The sequence below is a fragment of the Hymenobacter sp. BT491 genome (genome assembly GCF_014349165.1).
GTDB classification, from domain to species: Bacteria; Bacteroidota; Bacteroidia; order Cytophagales; family Hymenobacteraceae; genus Hymenobacter; species Hymenobacter jejuensis.
This window is the reverse complement of sequence record NZ_JACSJJ010000002.1, coordinates 325,395-340,640: the sequence shown is the minus strand read 5'-3', so window position 1 is coordinate 340,640 and position 15,246 is coordinate 325,395. Positions and strand designations below refer to the sequence as shown.

The 15,246-nt window shown below is 56.7% G+C and carries 14 protein-coding genes; 9 read left to right on the top strand and 5 right to left on the bottom strand.

The window, feature by feature from the left end; genetic code table 11:
* Nucleotides 1-957, top strand: a complete 957-nt coding sequence (locus tag H9I52_RS07305) for a transketolase family protein (protein WP_187453326.1) — start codon at nucleotides 1-3, stop codon at nucleotides 955-957.
* A gap of 124 nt (nucleotides 958-1,081) precedes the next feature.
* On the opposite strand, the gene H9I52_RS07300 is transcribed toward H9I52_RS07305, so the two are convergent.
* Nucleotides 1,082-1,720: a zinc ribbon domain-containing protein gene (locus tag H9I52_RS07300; protein WP_165699426.1), complete on the bottom strand. Its 639-nt coding sequence runs from the start codon at nucleotides 1,718-1,720 to the stop codon at nucleotides 1,082-1,084.
* Between the two features lie 141 nt (nucleotides 1,721-1,861).
* Between H9I52_RS07300 and H9I52_RS07295 the strand changes: the two genes are divergently transcribed.
* The gene (locus H9I52_RS07295; protein WP_187453325.1) at nucleotides 1,862-2,605 is read left to right on the top strand and encodes a DUF481 domain-containing protein; all 744 of its coding nucleotides are present in this window, start codon (nucleotides 1,862-1,864) and stop codon (nucleotides 2,603-2,605) included.
* 87 nt (nucleotides 2,606-2,692) lie between these two features.
* The gene (locus H9I52_RS07290) at nucleotides 2,693-3,325 is read left to right on the top strand and encodes a flavin reductase family protein (RefSeq protein WP_187453324.1); all 633 of its coding nucleotides are present in this window, start codon (nucleotides 2,693-2,695) and stop codon (nucleotides 3,323-3,325) included.
* A 36-nt stretch (nucleotides 3,326-3,361) separates the two neighbouring features.
* On the opposite strand, the gene H9I52_RS07285 is transcribed toward H9I52_RS07290, so the two are convergent.
* Entirely contained in the window at nucleotides 3,362-4,018 is a 657-nt protein-coding gene (locus tag H9I52_RS07285; protein ID WP_187453323.1) for a hypothetical protein, read from the bottom strand.
* A gap of 204 nt (nucleotides 4,019-4,222) precedes the next feature.
* Between H9I52_RS07285 and H9I52_RS07280 the strand changes: the two genes are divergently transcribed.
* From H9I52_RS07280 to H9I52_RS07265, 4 genes are all read left to right on the top strand, one after another.
* Complete coding sequence (locus H9I52_RS07280) at nucleotides 4,223-4,765, top strand: RNA polymerase sigma factor (protein ID WP_139516677.1); 543 nt, start codon at nucleotides 4,223-4,225, stop codon at nucleotides 4,763-4,765.
* A 30-nt stretch (nucleotides 4,766-4,795) separates the two neighbouring features.
* Complete coding sequence (locus H9I52_RS07275) at nucleotides 4,796-5,257, top strand: hypothetical protein (protein ID WP_187453322.1); 462 nt, start codon at nucleotides 4,796-4,798, stop codon at nucleotides 5,255-5,257.
* 33 nt (nucleotides 5,258-5,290) lie between these two features.
* Nucleotides 5,291-5,764 (top strand): hypothetical protein, encoded by a 474-nt coding sequence (locus H9I52_RS07270; protein ID WP_187453321.1) that lies wholly within the window; start codon nucleotides 5,291-5,293, stop codon nucleotides 5,762-5,764.
* A gap of 133 nt (nucleotides 5,765-5,897) precedes the next feature.
* Entirely contained in the window at nucleotides 5,898-7,097 is a 1,200-nt protein-coding gene (locus H9I52_RS07265) for an aspartate aminotransferase family protein (RefSeq protein ID WP_187453320.1), read from the top strand.
* A gap of 83 nt (nucleotides 7,098-7,180) precedes the next feature.
* Here the strand turns inward: H9I52_RS07265 and H9I52_RS07260 are convergent, their stop codons facing one another.
* Nucleotides 7,181-7,624 carry a TerB family tellurite resistance protein gene (locus H9I52_RS07260; protein WP_139516673.1) on the bottom strand — a complete coding sequence of 148 codons (444 nt, stop codon included), beginning with the start codon at nucleotides 7,622-7,624 and terminating at the stop codon, nucleotides 7,181-7,183.
* Between the two features lie 256 nt (nucleotides 7,625-7,880).
* Here H9I52_RS07260 and pfkA point away from each other — a divergent pair, with 256 nt between their 5' ends.
* Entirely contained in the window at nucleotides 7,881-8,852 is a 972-nt protein-coding gene (gene pfkA, locus H9I52_RS07255) for a 6-phosphofructokinase (RefSeq protein ID WP_139517861.1), read from the top strand.
* Nucleotides 8,853-8,978: 126 nt separating this feature from the next.
* Here pfkA and miaA read toward each other — a convergent pair whose 3' ends face one another.
* Both miaA and H9I52_RS07245 read right to left on the bottom strand, forming a co-directional pair.
* Complete coding sequence (gene miaA / locus H9I52_RS07250) at nucleotides 8,979-9,890, bottom strand: tRNA (adenosine(37)-N6)-dimethylallyltransferase MiaA (RefSeq protein WP_262385984.1); 912 nt, start codon at nucleotides 9,888-9,890, stop codon at nucleotides 8,979-8,981.
* Nucleotides 9,887-11,014 (bottom strand): glycosyltransferase, encoded by a 1,128-nt coding sequence (locus tag H9I52_RS07245; RefSeq protein ID WP_187453319.1) that lies wholly within the window; start codon nucleotides 11,012-11,014, stop codon nucleotides 9,887-9,889. Before H9I52_RS07245 ends, miaA begins: the two co-directional genes overlap by 4 nt.
* A 144-nt stretch (nucleotides 11,015-11,158) precedes the next feature.
* Here H9I52_RS07245 and H9I52_RS07240 point away from each other — a divergent pair, with 144 nt between their 5' ends.
* Entirely contained in the window at nucleotides 11,159-15,232 is a 4,074-nt protein-coding gene (locus H9I52_RS07240; RefSeq protein WP_187453318.1) for a PAS domain S-box protein, read from the top strand.
* The last annotated feature ends 14 nt before the right edge of the window (nucleotides 15,233-15,246 follow it).

Below are 15,246 nucleotides of genomic sequence, written 5' to 3'. Positions count from 1 at the left end.
ATGAAAGAATTCCCCTACTCTGAATCAAAAGATACCCGCTCGGGCTTTGGTGCTGGCTTGCACGAATTAGGCAAGAAGAACCCCAATGTGGTAGCGCTCTGCGCCGACCTTACTGGCTCGCTCAAAATGGATGCTTTCAAAAACGACTTTCCAGAGCGTTTCTTCCAAGTAGGCATTGCCGAAGCCAACATGATGGGCCTCGCCGCGGGCATGACCATTGGCGGCAAAATCCCGTTTACGGGCACGTTTGCCAACTTCAGCACCGGCCGCGTCTACGACCAAATCCGGCAGAGCATTGCGTATTCGGGCAAAAACGTAAAGATCTGCGCTTCGCACGCCGGCGTGACGCTGGGCGAAGACGGTGCCACGCACCAGATTCTGGAAGACCTCGGGATGATGAAAATGCTTCCGCACATGACCGTCATCAACCCCTGCGACTTCAACCAAACCAAGGCCGCTACCATCGCCATTGCCGAGCACGAAGGCCCTGTGTACCTGCGTTTTGGCCGGCCAGTAGTGCCCAACTTTACGCCCGCCGATCAGGAGTTTAAAATTGGCAAGGCCGTGCTGCTGAACGAAGGCACCGACGTGAGCATTTTCGCGACGGGCCACTTAGTGTGGAAAGCCATCTTGGCCGGTAAAATCCTGGCGGAAAAAGGCATCAACGCCGAAATCATTAATATCCACACTATCAAGCCTTTAGACAGCGAAGCCATTTTGCAATCGGTGCGCAAAACGCGGTGTATAGTGTCGGCCGAGGAACATCAGTTCAACGGCGGCCTCGGCGACAGCATTGCGCAGCTACTAGCCCGCGAAGAGCCGTTGCCGCTGGAAATGGTCGGCGTCAACGACAGCTTTGGCGAGTCCGGCACCCCCGACCAATTGATGGAGAAATACAAGCTCAACGAAGCCGCGATTGTGGCCGCCGTCGAGAAGGTAATGAGCCGCCGGAAGTAGGTTGTAAGCCTAATGAAAAGAAGCCGCTCCGATTTCTGCTAAGCAATCGGGGCGGCTTCTTTTTGTTAAGTATCACGGCGGCTGTTAGGTTAGTATAAGCGCCAAGGCGGTCGTGTATTAGTATCTATTGCTTAGCGCCGCATTCGGCGCAAAACCGCTGATCAGCCTTTAAAGTAGTGCCGCAATCGACGCAGAACTTGTCTTTAGCCTGAGTGGCACTGGGCGTCCCACATTGCGGACAGAATTTTTGACCGGGGCTGAGCTTGCTTTGGCAGTTGCTGCATTGTACCAACCCGCCCCGGCTCAGGAAATCCAAGTCCTTGGTATAATCTTGCTGGCGCGTTTTGGTGTGGATTTGCTCACTGGTAGCCTGGGCCTGCTGAGCCGATAATTCCTCGTGCTCGTCGGGGGCACAGGATTCGCACAGGCCCGCTTGGTGGTTCCAGCACACATCGGGGCACACCCAATGCCCGCAACGGGTACACTGCTTAAAGTACTGCTTGCCTTCCTGCACCGCCTTTTCCAACGCGGCGTCGTGCGCTTTTCCGCCAACGGCACGCTGCACGTGGTAGGCGGCGCTCCCCGCATCGGAGAAGCTGCCACCAAAGAAGCTCCCGGCAGCTCGCATCAGCTCCCCAGCGATGCCAATGGCATTCGGCTGGAACTGCGACATATGCCCGTTATGACACTTGTCGCAGTAAAACTTAAACTGAAACCCTCGGTCAGTGGATAAATCGTCGTGGTTGGCGACGAACTGAATCATGTTGCTCATAGCTGAATAGCACAGGAAGTGAATGGCTAAAAGTAGCTATATCTCACTATTTATATATGCCTCAGGTGGTCCTTTCGAAGGAAATCAGACCGTATACTTGCATTCACTTCGAGGCCTTCGTCCTCATTGCCTATGCGCCTTTTGTATCTTCTGCTCTCCTGCTTCCTAGCCGTATTTCTCACTTCTTCCGCAAAAGCCCAAAACCAGCAACAGCGCGACACTACCCTTATCGTGTATACCGGCCAGCTGACGGGCGCGTACAGCCGGGGCGGCGTGAGCCGCACGTTATTATCTACTACACAGGCTGTTACGTTTACACGCGGGCAGCATTACGGATTGCCGCTAACGGGCAGCTTTATTTACGGCAAGCAGGACCAGTTGCTGAAAGAACGGGAGTTGCTGCTCAATGCCACGCCTTACTACTACAAAGGCCGATTTCGAGCCTACGCCATTGGCGGCTTCGAGCGCAGCAACCTGCGCGGCATCACCAGCCGCGTGCAGCTGGGCGCGGGGCCGGGCTGGGCCTTTTATTCCGATACGCTGGGCCGGGAAGTATCGGTGAGCAACCTCATCATACGCGAGAAAACCAACTTTCTCAACGGCACCGCCCGCCTTACCACCCGCAACTCGGCCCGCCTGAAAGTGGCTTATTCTCAGTCCTTTCTGACGCTTAGCTCGGTTACGTTCTACCAGCCATCCGTGGTGGATTTTGGCGACTACCGCTTCAGCAACCTTACCACATTGGCGCTCAAGCTGCCACACAAGTTTTCGGTCAACTTCAGCTACAACTACACCCACGAAAGCCGTGTGATCGAGGGCAAATTCCCCGACAACACCAACATCACGGTGGGCGTCGCCTACTCTACGACGCGCTGATCGCGCGATAAGCTTTTGCGCCACCCAACCGAAACCTATGGCCCGGTGGCGGGTTGTTTGGGCCAACACGCACCAACTCTCTGCTGTATGAAGCGCATCACCGACGAAGACATCCGGGGCATGGAAAAGGTCTTTCGCCTTAACCTAATCAACTCCGTGACGGGTTACAAACCGGCCAACCTCGTCGGGACGGCCTCGGCGGAAGGCGCTACGAATCTGGCTATTATCAGCTCGGTGGTGCACATGGGCTCCAACCCCGCCCTGATTGGTTTCATCCTGCGCCCTACCACCGTCGAGCGCCACACTTACGACAACATTCTGGCCACGGGCTGCTACACCATCAACCACGTGCACGCCGGCTTCGTGGGCGAGGCGCATTACACATCGGCCAAGTTTCCGCGCGAAGAATCGGAGTTCGATACCTGCGGGTTCGGAGCCGAGTTTTTGGATGGATTCGGTGCGCCCTACGTGCGGGAAAGCCGCATCAAAATGGGCCTGAAGCTGCTGGAAGAAGTGCCCATCAAAGCCAACGGCACCAGCCTGCTGATCGGTACGGTGCAGTCGCTGTACCTGCCGGAAGACCTGATCGCCGAAGATGGCTCCTTGGACTTAAACGGCGTCGAGGACGTCTGCATTTCCGGCCTCGACACCTATCATGCGGTGCGCAAAATCGCCGCGTTTGAGTACGCTAGAGTTGGCCAAGGACCAAAACACAAGTAATTGATGATCAATTACTTGTGTTTTAAAAAATACAACCTATTGTCGGCGCAAGGTTGGGGCGTCGCGCCAGGCGGGCAGCGTTTGACCTTTGGCGTTGGCGGTATACACTTCGGCCTTATCGGCATCGGGGCCGGTACCAATGAGCAACGACAGCGACTTAGCACTGCTCACGTATTCGGAAGCGCCGTAGGCCGTTTGCGTCTTGGTATCGATGGGCACTTCGGCCGCCACATAGAAACTGGGCTTTAGGTCGGCCGTGCCAGTGGTATAGGAAATGCGCTTGCCGCGCTCCGTCACCTCGGCGGCGTAGCGCAGCGTGGTAAAATTGCGGCGCGTAACCGTCAGTTTGTAGGTACGGTCGCCGGCTGAGGCTGCGTACACTACCGACTGGCGCTTAGGCAGTTCCGCCGGAAACGCCACTGAATCGTGCTCTCCGATGATTAGCCATTGGCCCCGCACCGAATACTTCTCGCGGTCCATGAGCTGCTTCAACTCTTGCAGAAACTGGGGCGAGAAATTCGTAGTATCCAGGGCAGTAGGCGGTGCACCGGGCTTGGTAGCCACCCGCGGGCGATTGGTTTCCGCAGGCATTACGTTGGAGTTGGGCTGCGAACGCTCATCTTGCAGGCTGCCGGTGCAGGAAGCCAGAACAGTGATGAGCGAAAAGGGAAGCAAGAAACGGCTGAAACGCATGCACGAATATCGGAATAGTTCGTACTTGCTGTTGATGCGGGTCACGTAAGCTATGCGCAGGAATCTTCGCAATGGAGTTCTAAAAACAGGGTAACCAATTGAATTTTATATAAATACCTTTTTGCATTTCTACTTAATTAAACCTTCCCCTCTCGCCCGCATCCAACCCGGTACTTACCCGCCGCCCCTAACCCTATCTCCTGCTTGGAAGACCAGGAAATCCTCGTCAAGTTCGCCGACCCTGCCGCCCGCAATGTGGCCTTCAACCAGCTGGTGCGCAAGTATCAGCAGAAGGTGTACTGGCACGTGCGCAAAATGGTGATCGACCACGACGATGCCGACGACCTAACCCAGGATGTTTTTGTGAAAGTGTGGAACCACCTGGGCAACTTCCGCCAGGATGCTTCTTTGTACACCTGGATTTACCGCATCGCTACCAACGAGTGCCTGAATTTCCTGTCGTCGAAGCGGCGCAAATTCTTTCTGCCGCTCAACGACATCACCACTGAATTGGCGGCCAAAGTAGAAGCCGACCCCGCGCTGGCCGGCGACGAGATAGAGCAAAAGCTGCAAAAAGCCATTTTGCGCCTTCCCGATAAGCAGCGCCTCGTTTTCAATATGCGCTACTACGACGAGATACCGTACGAGCAAATGGCCGAAATTACCGGCACCTCGGTGGGCGCGCTAAAAGCGTCTTACCACCACGCCGTCAAGAAAATAGAACAGTACGTTACCCAACATTCTTAAACCTTGTGCCTCGCAGGAGGTCAAAGAACTATGAAACAGGAATTTCGTCTGGACGATCACATTCGCCGGCCGCAGCCGCTGGCACCGCCCCCAGACGGGTATTTTGATCGGCTGCCCATGCAGGTGATGCAACGCGTGCAACCCGGCCCCGCGCGGCGGTCGGCAGGCGCCTGGGGCTGGCTAACCACGCTCCCGATGCCTCTGCGCACGGCGCTGGCTTCGCTGGTACTGCTGATTGGGTTTGCCGTCACGTTCTTCGTGAGCCAACCGCCTACTTCGTCTACCTCACCCGATGCTTCTCTGGCTGCGGTGCCCCGCGCCCAGGTCGAGCAATATTTGCTTTCCAACGACGACCGCTTAAGCCTGACGGACTTGGCCGAGTTTACGTCGTTGAATGCCGGCGACGTCGCCGATGGCTACCTCAGTGCTTCCCCCGACGAAGTACAGGCCGCCCTCGATGCGCAACCGCTCGACGAGAGCAACTATTTGTAACGCATTATCAATCAGTCACTTATTGCACGCCCTATGAATACTCTACTTCGCCGGTTGCTGGGAGTGCTGCTGGGCCTGGCCCTTATGGGGCAGGTGCATGCGCAGCAATCGCGGCAAGAACGGCTTAATCAGCTTGAAAACGCCAAAATCGCCTACCTCACCGACAAGCTTTCGCTTTCGCAGGAGCAGGCCCAACGGTTTTGGCCTGTGTACAATGAGTTTACGGACAAGCGCCGCGACCTAAACCGCCGCATGCGCCAGCTCCGCTCCACCCCGACCGACGGCCTTTCCGACAAGCAAATCCGTGACAACCTCACCCAGGGTCTTGCCCTGCGCCAAAATGAAGTAGACCTTGAAAAAGACTACTTCAACAAAGTGCAGAAAGTGCTGTCGATGCAGCAGGTCGGGAAGCTGTATGCCGCCGAACGCGAATTTACCAAAGTACTGCTTCGGCGCCTCGACGGGCGACGGGGTGCACCCGGACCGGCCGGCGAAGCCTCCAACTAATTGCAAATCAAATAATTACAAAAAAGGCTGCTTCGGCAGCCTTTTTTGTTGAATGGCGTTCGCATGATGTGGGTTCGCTAACTTGGCAGTCGCGGCCGTACCTTTGTCGGCCCCAATCTGTTACCTGCTTACCATGCCTACACCTCGCCAACTCTTTCTGCGCCACCAAGCCCAAACCTCCGATTTTCCGCTGTTGTTGGAAATCGAGCGGGCGGAAGGCGTGTACATGTACGGTTTCGACGGGCGGCGCTACCTCGATTTGATCTCGGGCATTGGCGTCAGCAACGTGGGGCATCGTCACCCGCGAGTTATCCAAGCCATTAAGGATCAATTAGATAAATACCTGCACCTGATGGTGTACGGCGAACTCGTGCAGGCTCCGCCCGCCGAACTGGCTTATGCCCTACACCAAACCCTGCCCGCGCACCTCGACGCGGTGTACTTCACCAATTCCGGCGCTGAAGCCGTAGAAGGCGCCCTCAAGCTGGCCAAACGCCACACGGGACGCACCGAATTTATTTCCTGCCACCGGGCGTACCACGGCTCCACGCACGGCGCGCTGTCGGTAACGGGTTCCGAGGGCTTCAAGAACAGCTACCGGCCGTTACTACCCGATGTTCGCCACATCGAATACAACGACTTCTCTGACCTTCAGCACATTACTGAGCGCACGGCGGCCGTCATCATCGAAACGGTGCAGGGCGAAGCGGGCGTGCGCGTGCCGCTCCACAACTACCTTCAGGCGGTGCGTCAACGCTGCAACGAAACCGGCACCTTGCTGATTCTGGACGAAATCCAGTGTGGCTTTGGGCGCACGGGCACATTCTGGGCCTTCGAGCAGTTTGGCATCGCGCCCGATATCTTGCTGTGCGCCAAGGGAATGGGCGGCGGCATGCCCATCGGCGCTTTTATTTCTTCGCAGGAAATTATGGCCGGCTTCAAGACCAACCCGATTCTGGGGCACTGCACCACGTTTGGGGGCCATCCGGTGTCGTGCGCGGCGTCTTTGGCCACGTTGCGCACCATTCAGGAAGAAAACTTGCTGGCGGGCGTGGCGGAAAAAGCGGCTTTGTTTCGACAGTTGTTGCAGCATCCGGCCATTCGGGACGTGCGCGGCTGCGGCTTATTGATGGCCGTGGAGTTCGACTCGTTTGAAGTGCTCAAACCCATTATCGACCGGGCCTTGGAGCACGAAGGCATCCTGACGGACTGGTTCTTGTTCTGCGACAATTCGTTACGCCTGGCTCCGCCCCTAATCATCACCGAAGCCGAAATCGTCGAAGCGTGCGCCGCCTTGTTGCGCGCCATCGACTACGTGGCGGGCGCAAAATAAAGCCATCTCGTTCAATGCCTTTCATGGCATCGAACGAGATGGCTTTATAGGTATTTGCTTATCAAGCAGTTAATAGGCTGCGCCTATAAGTGGCTATCGTTGTAGTTCAGGAAAGCCTGTGAGTCCTCCTTGATCTGTTCGCGGGGCAGGCCGTCTTTCACGCCCATTGAAATTTTGCGCACCAGCACGCCCACAATGGCTTTGCGAAAGCCCAGTTTTTCGGCCATGTTGATGCAAAAATCCATCTCGTGGTCGTCCACGACACCGTCGGCCAGCATCATGTCTACCAAGTCAAAGATCTGATCGAAGCGCTCGGAATCGTTCTCGGGAATCAGCATTTTCGTCCCGCCCGTGTTCGCCACGATGCTCCGTACCTCATCGGCTCGCATGCCATTTTTCTTACCTACCGCCACAATGAAGCTCATTTCACGTTCATCGATGTGGCCGTCGGCCTTGGCAAGTGCCGCCAAGTTCATCAGATGGCTTTTGACTTTTTTGGTCTGCTCATTTTCAAAAAAACCAAACATACGGGGCGTTGCTTAAGTAAGCGGAATGGACTACGGGGTGGGATTCCTGCCCGAAAGGGCAAAATGAGCGCAGCAGGGTGGGTAAGTTAGCCGAAACGCAGATTTGATCCTATAGCTCCGCATACGCAATTCGCAAAAAAATAGCCGTTGCGTTTCCCGTATTTTGCCTTTATCGTGGGCAGAGGCTTTACTTTCAAAACGGATTTGCCACCTTTGCGCCGCCCAATTCGGGCAGCATTTGCTTACCAAGATTATGATGAAACGCATTGCAGTTTTCACCAGCGGCGGCGACTCGCCCGGTATGAACGCCTGCATTCGAGCCGTCGTGCGGACGGCTGTGTATCACGGCATTGAAGTATACGGCATCATGCGCGGCTACAGCGGCATGATCAAGGGCGAATTTGTGAAGCTCGACTCGGCAGCCGTATCCAATACGGTGCAGAAAGGCGGCACCATTCTCAAATCGGCCCGCAGCCAAAAGTTCATGACCAAAGAAGGCCGTCAGCAGGCTTTCGACCAGCTCGTCAACAACGGCATTGATGGACTGGTGGCCATCGGCGGCAACGGCACCTTCACGGGAGCCATGCTGTTTGAGCAGGAATTTGGCATCCCGACGGTGGGCGCGCCCGGCACCATCGACAACGACCTGTTTGGCACCGACTACACCATTGGCTACGATACGGCCGTGAATACGGCGCTGGAAGCCATTGATAAAATCCGGGATACAGCCGACTCGCACGACCGCTGCTTCTTTATTGAAGTGATGGGCCGCGACTCGGGCTACATTGCCATTCCGTGTGCCATTGGCGGCGGCGCCGAGATTGTGATGGTGCCGGAAACCCAAATGTCGACGGAGGCCGTGATCGAAACGCTTCAGAACGGCTGGAAACGCTCCAAAACCTCGTTTATCGTCATCGTAGCCGAGGGCGAGGAAGAAGGCAACGTGCATAAAGTGGCGCAGCGCGTGAAGGAAGCCATTCCGGAGCTTGACACCCGCACGACCATCATCGGCCACATCCAGCGCGGTGGCTCCCCTACTGCCTCCGACCGCCTATTGGGATCTCAGATCGGCATTGCGGCCGTAGAAGGCCTCATGAACGGCATGCGCAACGTGATGGCCGGCATCGTGGACCGCAAGCTGGTGTACACGCCCTTCTCCGACACCATCCACAAGAAAAAGCTGCTAAACCAGAGCTTTATGCGCATGGTGGAGATTCTGTCGGTGTAATATTGCGTAGCCCAAAGAGTATTTAGGAAAGCCAACCGCAGCAACGCGATTGGCTTTCCGTCTTTTTAGCCAGCCTGTAAAATCTAATTTAATTTCTTAACAATCAACTACTTATCCACCACATGCTCACTCTGTAAGCGCCGCAAATGCCTCGTCGGGGTGCAGCCACTGGTAGGCCGGATCGCGGCGAAACCACGTTAGCTGGCGCTTGGCGTAGCGGCGGGTGTTGCGCTTGAGCAGTCGCACGGTTTCGGGCCAGTCGTGCAGCCCGTCCAAGTACTCGAAGATTTCCTGGTAGCCGACCGTGTGCAGCGCGTTGTGGGCACGATACGGTAGTAATGACTCCACTTCTTGCAGCAAACCAGCTTCCAGCATCTGGTCAACGCGCGTATCGATGCGGTGGTAGAGTTCTTCCCGTTCCCGCGTGAGGGCCACTTTCACGATGCGAAACGGCCGCGGGCCGCTCTTGGTTTCGGTGTGAAAGCTCGAAAATGGCTGCCCCGTACTTCGAATCACTTCTAGCGCCCGCAGCACGCGCTGGTGATTATGGCGGTCAATTCGATTATAGGTAACTATATCATTATCAGATAGTTCTACAAGCATGGCTTCTAGTCCTTTTTCAGCTAGCTCCTGGTGCAAAGCCGCCCGGATTGCGGGATTGGCAGCGGGCAGCTCGTCGAAACCTTCGGTGACGGCTTGCAGGTACAGCCCCGAGCCGCCCGTCAGAATGACCACTTCGTGCCGTTGAAACAATTCCTGCAACAGCTGCAAACAGTCCGTTTCGAAACGGCCGGCATTGTATTCTTCCGTAATGCTGTGTGAGTCAATGAAATGGTGCGGCACACCTTCCATTTCGGCGGCCGTCGGTTTGGCGGTGCCAATGCTCAGCTCGCAAAAGAACTGCCGCGAATCGGCCGAAACGACTTCCGTTTGGAAATGATGGGCCAAACGCACGCACAGCGCGGTTTTGCCCACGGCCGTAGGCCCGGCCACGACCAGCAAAGTAGGCTGGTGCTCGAATGCGGTCATTATACTCATGCGGAAATTGGTTGGGGAGCCCACAACGACTCATACAGTGCCAGCAAGACCTGCTCCTCGCGTTGCCAGTTCAATTCTTGGCGGGCGCGGCGGCAGTTTTCAGCCAGTTGGTGATAGCGCGCCGGCTCGTCGCGGAGCAGGCGGTTGAGGGCGGCCGCAACGGCTTGGGGCGTCAGGCTGACTACTTCAGCCACGTCAAACTGCTGATTCAGAAGGCTGTACTCCGGAAAATCGACAATTACCTGCGGAATACCGGCGTGCAAGTAATCGAAAAACTTGTTGGCCAGCGAGTAGTAATAGCTCAGGCCAGTGTTTTCGAGCAGCATAATGCCCACCGTCGCCTGTCGCGTTATTTCCTGCAAGGCCGCGGGCAGTACGTACCCTCGAAACTCTACCTTGCCGGAAGCCAGTAGCCCCAGCGCCGCCGCTCGCGCTCGCATGATCTCCGACAGATCGCCTTCGCCGCATATCAGCAACTTATTGTCTACCAGCGACATAGCATCCAACAACACTTCAAGCCCGCGCCCGACATTCAGGGCGCCTTGGTAAAGAATATAGCCCTGGGGCGGAGCAGCATCCGGCGCGGGCGGCAGGTTGCCGGGCGCGAGCCGGCTGATGTTGCGCACCACGGCAAATGCCCGCCCGTAACGCTGCCTGAATACCTCAGCCAGCGCCGGCCCCACGGTGTAGGCCAACGCGGTGCGGGGCACCACAAACCGTTCTACGGCGCGCCACACTCGTTGTACTGTCGGACGCGCCACTACTTCCGGCACTTCGGTAAACAGCTCATGGGCATCGTAGACGAAGGGTTGCTTGGCGAGCCGCGCCCGCAGCCACACGGGCAAGGCCGTGTCTAGGTCGATGGCGCACCAGGCGTCGGCACGCTGCCGCAGCAAATAAAAAAAAAGGCGAAGGTTGAACTCTAGGTAAAAGAACTTGCCTTTATTAAACCAACAACGCAACCGATGTTGGCGGTACCTTTGGGCCGTGAGCTTTTCCGACTTAGGCCGCTCCCGCCCCACCAGCAGCACCCGGTAGCCTTGCTGGGCTAAGCTACTGCAAATGCGCTGCATACGTTGGTCGTAGTTCAGATCGGTAGTTACCGCAAAGAGCAGGGAGCGCATAAGCAGAATACTTCCGTTGGGCGAGAGAGCAGGTGGTGAAAAACGTGTTTTTTTGGATATTTTTGACAAATTTAGAAAGTTAAAACCGCGCTTCGTCCGTAAGTACCGGTTTCTGGACTTACACCGCCGCTCTCATTACTTCTAATGCCTATTCCGCCTGTTTCATCAGCTTCCCCAACGGCTTCTAGTTCTCCGTCTACGAGGCCCGAGGATTTTTATCGTGCCCTCTTCGACGAAGCTTACGACGCCCTGCTGCTCTACGATGAGCACGGCACGCTGGTGGATTGCAACCAAACGGCCTTGCAGTGGCTGGGCACCACCCGGCCGGCATTGCTGAAATCAGACCTGATGGCGTTTGCCGTACCAGCTACCAATGGCTCCGGCGACTATTGGCGCTCGGCCACGGCGTTGCACGAAGCCATCCTTAGCACTGCCAAGACCGGCCGCACGTACGCGCGGTGGTGGCAGGGACGCCACTCCGCCGACCGGACGCCGCTTAAGGCGTGGGCCACGCTCCACCGCGTGCAGTGGCCCGGCGGCACAAGGGTGCAGCTTACCTTACGCACCGAAATAGCCGAAGAACAGCCCAAAACACAAGTATCTGATAGTCAAGTAGTTATATCGCATAACGCCATTCAGCAACGGATGCGCGACATGCTTAGCCGCGCGGATCTGGCTTACATTTTCTGCGACAACAACGGCATTATCCGGGAGGCCAATGATTTCTTCTTGGATTTTACGGAGTACCAGCGCGAAGAAATCATTGGCCGCAACTACCACGACCTGTTTACGCCGCCTTCGGAGCGCGCGCTGCGCCGCAAAGTATTTGCCTCAGCAGTAAGCGAAAAAAAGCTGTCGGAATACTACGAGCGCATCCTGCTGACGAAGGGGGGCCAGACCCGCATGGTACACTGGAACACGGAGCTCGCCTACGATGCCGAAGGCAATGTTAGCGGGCTGTGGTCCATTGGCCGCGACCTGACCGACCGCCACGTTGCGGCGCGCGCCCTCAACGACAACCGCAACCGCCTCCAGGATTTCCTCGACAATGCCCACGACCTGATTCAGAACCTAAGCATTGACAACCGCTTTCTGTTCGTGAACAAGGCTTGGAAGGAAAAGCTCGGGTACACCGACGCCGACCTGCCCCACCTCACGCTCAACAACGTGGTGCACCCCTACTACAAAGCCAAGCTGCTGTATCAGCTGCGCAACTTGTACAAGGGCGAAAAGGTGAATAAGCTGGAAACGGTGTTTCTGACCAAAACGGGCAAACCCGTGCACCTGATCGGTAGTATTTCGTGCTCGTGGCAGGACGAAGAGCCGGTAAGCACCCGCGCCATTCTGCACGACATCACCGACCGCATCAAGGCCGAGCGCTTGCAGAAGGTGTACTATAGCATTGCTAATCTGGCCATTAGCTCCAAAGACTTGCACTCGTTGTACGGGGCCATTCACCGGGAGCTGAGCAAGATTATCGAGACTAACAACTTCTACATCGCCCTCTGCGACGAGGATCGTACGCAGCTGCAGTTCGTGTACTTCGTCGATCAGAACACGCAGGGCGAGCAGACCGTCACTTCGCGGCCCTTCTCTTCGGGCATCTCGGAGTACATCATCCGGACCGGGCGGCCGCAGTTTATGCTCAAGGCCGAGCTTCAGGAACTCATTGCCAACGGCACCACCACGGCCTTTGGCCTGATGCCGGAGGTGATGCTGTGTTCGCCGCTGAGCATTGGCGAACGCATCATCGGCGTTATCGCCGTACAGGATTACCACAAAGCCGATGCTTACGCGACGGGCGACATCGAGATTCTGCACTTTATCTCCAACCAAGTGGCGCTGGCCATTGAGCGGAAACGCAACGAAGTCCAGATCAACAAGCAAAACGCACGGTTGAATGCCATTTTTGAAAGCGGCACCCACTTGATGTGGTCCGTGGACACGCACTCGCGCCTGACCTCTTTCAACCGCAATTACGCAGCGTATTTCCTGCGCCGCAACGGCGTGTACCCGGTCCTCAACGTCAATCTGTGGCAGGCCGACCTGGCCATGATGGAAGACGACGCCCGGCACTCCTTCATCGAGGGCTACAAAAAAGCGTTTCAGGGCCAACCCCAACGCTTCGAAGTGCGGCTGCGCGACTCGCGCGGGCTGGATACGTGGCGCGAAATCTACCTCAACCCGATTTACCTCGACGACGGCTCGTTCGAGGAGATTTCGGGCATTGCCCACGACATCACCGAGAAGAAAAGCTCGCAGTTGGAGCTGGCTTCGCAGGAAGAGAAGTTCCGCGCGATTTTCGAATCGTTTCAGGACATCTACTACCGCACCGACGACCACGGCCTGCTCACCATCCTGAGCCCTTCGGTAGAGGAAGTGTTGGGCTACAAGCCCGAGGAGGTGCTGGGCACACGCATCATCGATTATTACGTCGACCCGCTGGACCGTGATCGCCTGCTTGAGGAAGTCAAGCGCGGCGGTGGTGCTTTGCGCAACTTCGAAACGGCCATTCGCCACAAAGACGGGCACCCCGTTAGCGTCCTGATTAATGCGCGGGCCGTTTCGGGAGAAATGTCTGGTACTGAGGGCATTGCGCGCGACATCACCGATCTTAAACAGATCGAGGACGAGCTACGCCACGCCAAGGACGAGGCCGAACGCGCCCTGGATGCCAAGACGCAGTTCTTGGCCAACATGAGCCACGAGCTCCGCACGCCGATGAACGGCATCATCGGCATGATCGATTTGCTGCACCAAACCGTGGCTTCCGAAGAACAGGAAGACTACGTGGATACACTGCGCAAGTCGTCGGACGCGTTGCTGGCCATTCTCAACGATATCCTAGACCTGTCGAAGATTCAGGCGGGCAAGCTCGTGCTCAACGAAAGCGGCATCGACCTGCACTACACGCTCGACAAGCTGCATTCGTTGTTTGCCAACCGCGCCAACCAGAAGAATCTGCGCTTTACGTACCACATCACGCCGCACACGCCGCGCTTCATCATCACCGACGAAACGCGCCTGCTCCAGATCCTGTCCAACCTGACGTCCAACGCTATCAAGTTCACGCCGCAAGGCACAGTGAGCATCATCGTGTCGTCGGTTTCGACGGATGGGGAGGAACACACGTTGCGGTTTGCGGTGCAGGACTCGGGCATTGGCATTTCCTTGGAAAACGAAAAGCTGCTGTTCACCAACTTCACCCAGCTCGACACGACCCCAACCAAGTCGTTTGGCGGCACAGGACTGGGTCTGGCGATCAGCAAGCAGCTGGCGGAACTGTTGGGCGGTGATATTGGAATGATTTCCAACCCCGGCGATGGATCAACCTTCTGGTTCACAATACGTTGCCGCGTTGCTCTCAACGAGGATGCCATTGTACAGGAGCGCCTTGCTTCCCGCGATCGGTCGCAGGAAGTGGTCCGTTTCGAATCGTCGCCGCGGGTGCTGCTCGTCGACGACAACCCGATCAACCAGAAGGTAGCCATCCGCTTGCTCGACAAGCTGGGCTGCCGCGTCGATGTAGCTGGCGACGGCTTCGAAGCCATCAGCCGCGCGACTACGCCGAAGGTGAAGTACGACGTGATTTTCATGGACATCCAGATGCCGGAAATGGACGGCGTGACGGCCATGCGCGAAATCCGGGAGCGCCTGGGCGACCAGTGTCCGCCGGTAGTGGCCATGACGGCGTATTCGATGAAAGAAGATGCCGAGCGCTTTGTGCAGGAAGGCATGGACGACTACGTATCGAAGCCCGTCAAGACGCAGGACTTGTATGCGGTGCTACGCCGTTGGACCAATCCGGCTGCTACGCAGGACAAAGCCTCCGCGGCCTTGGGGCAAGCCGAGCCCGAAGAAGTCGCTCAGGATTCGATCTGCATCGACCCGGAAGTAGTTGAGCAGCTGCGCCAGCTGGGCGGCATCGACTTTGCGGCCGAGCTCTACACGGATTTTGAGCGCGAAGCCGGTCAGCTACTCGAAGAAGCGACCGCGCTAATGGACAAGCAGCAGTACGCCGAAATTCTGCCGCACCTGCACCAACTCAAAGGCACCGGCTTTACGCTGGGAATCAATGAGTTGGGCGAGCGTGCCAAATCATTGGAGCACGACATCAAAAAGGGACAATTCGCTACCGTCGAGCAGGACTTTAAAGATCTGCTGCGTTTATTTGCGCAATTTATCGCGGCTTACCCCGCGGTTACGCGGGCCAATTGAACTACTTTTCCTTA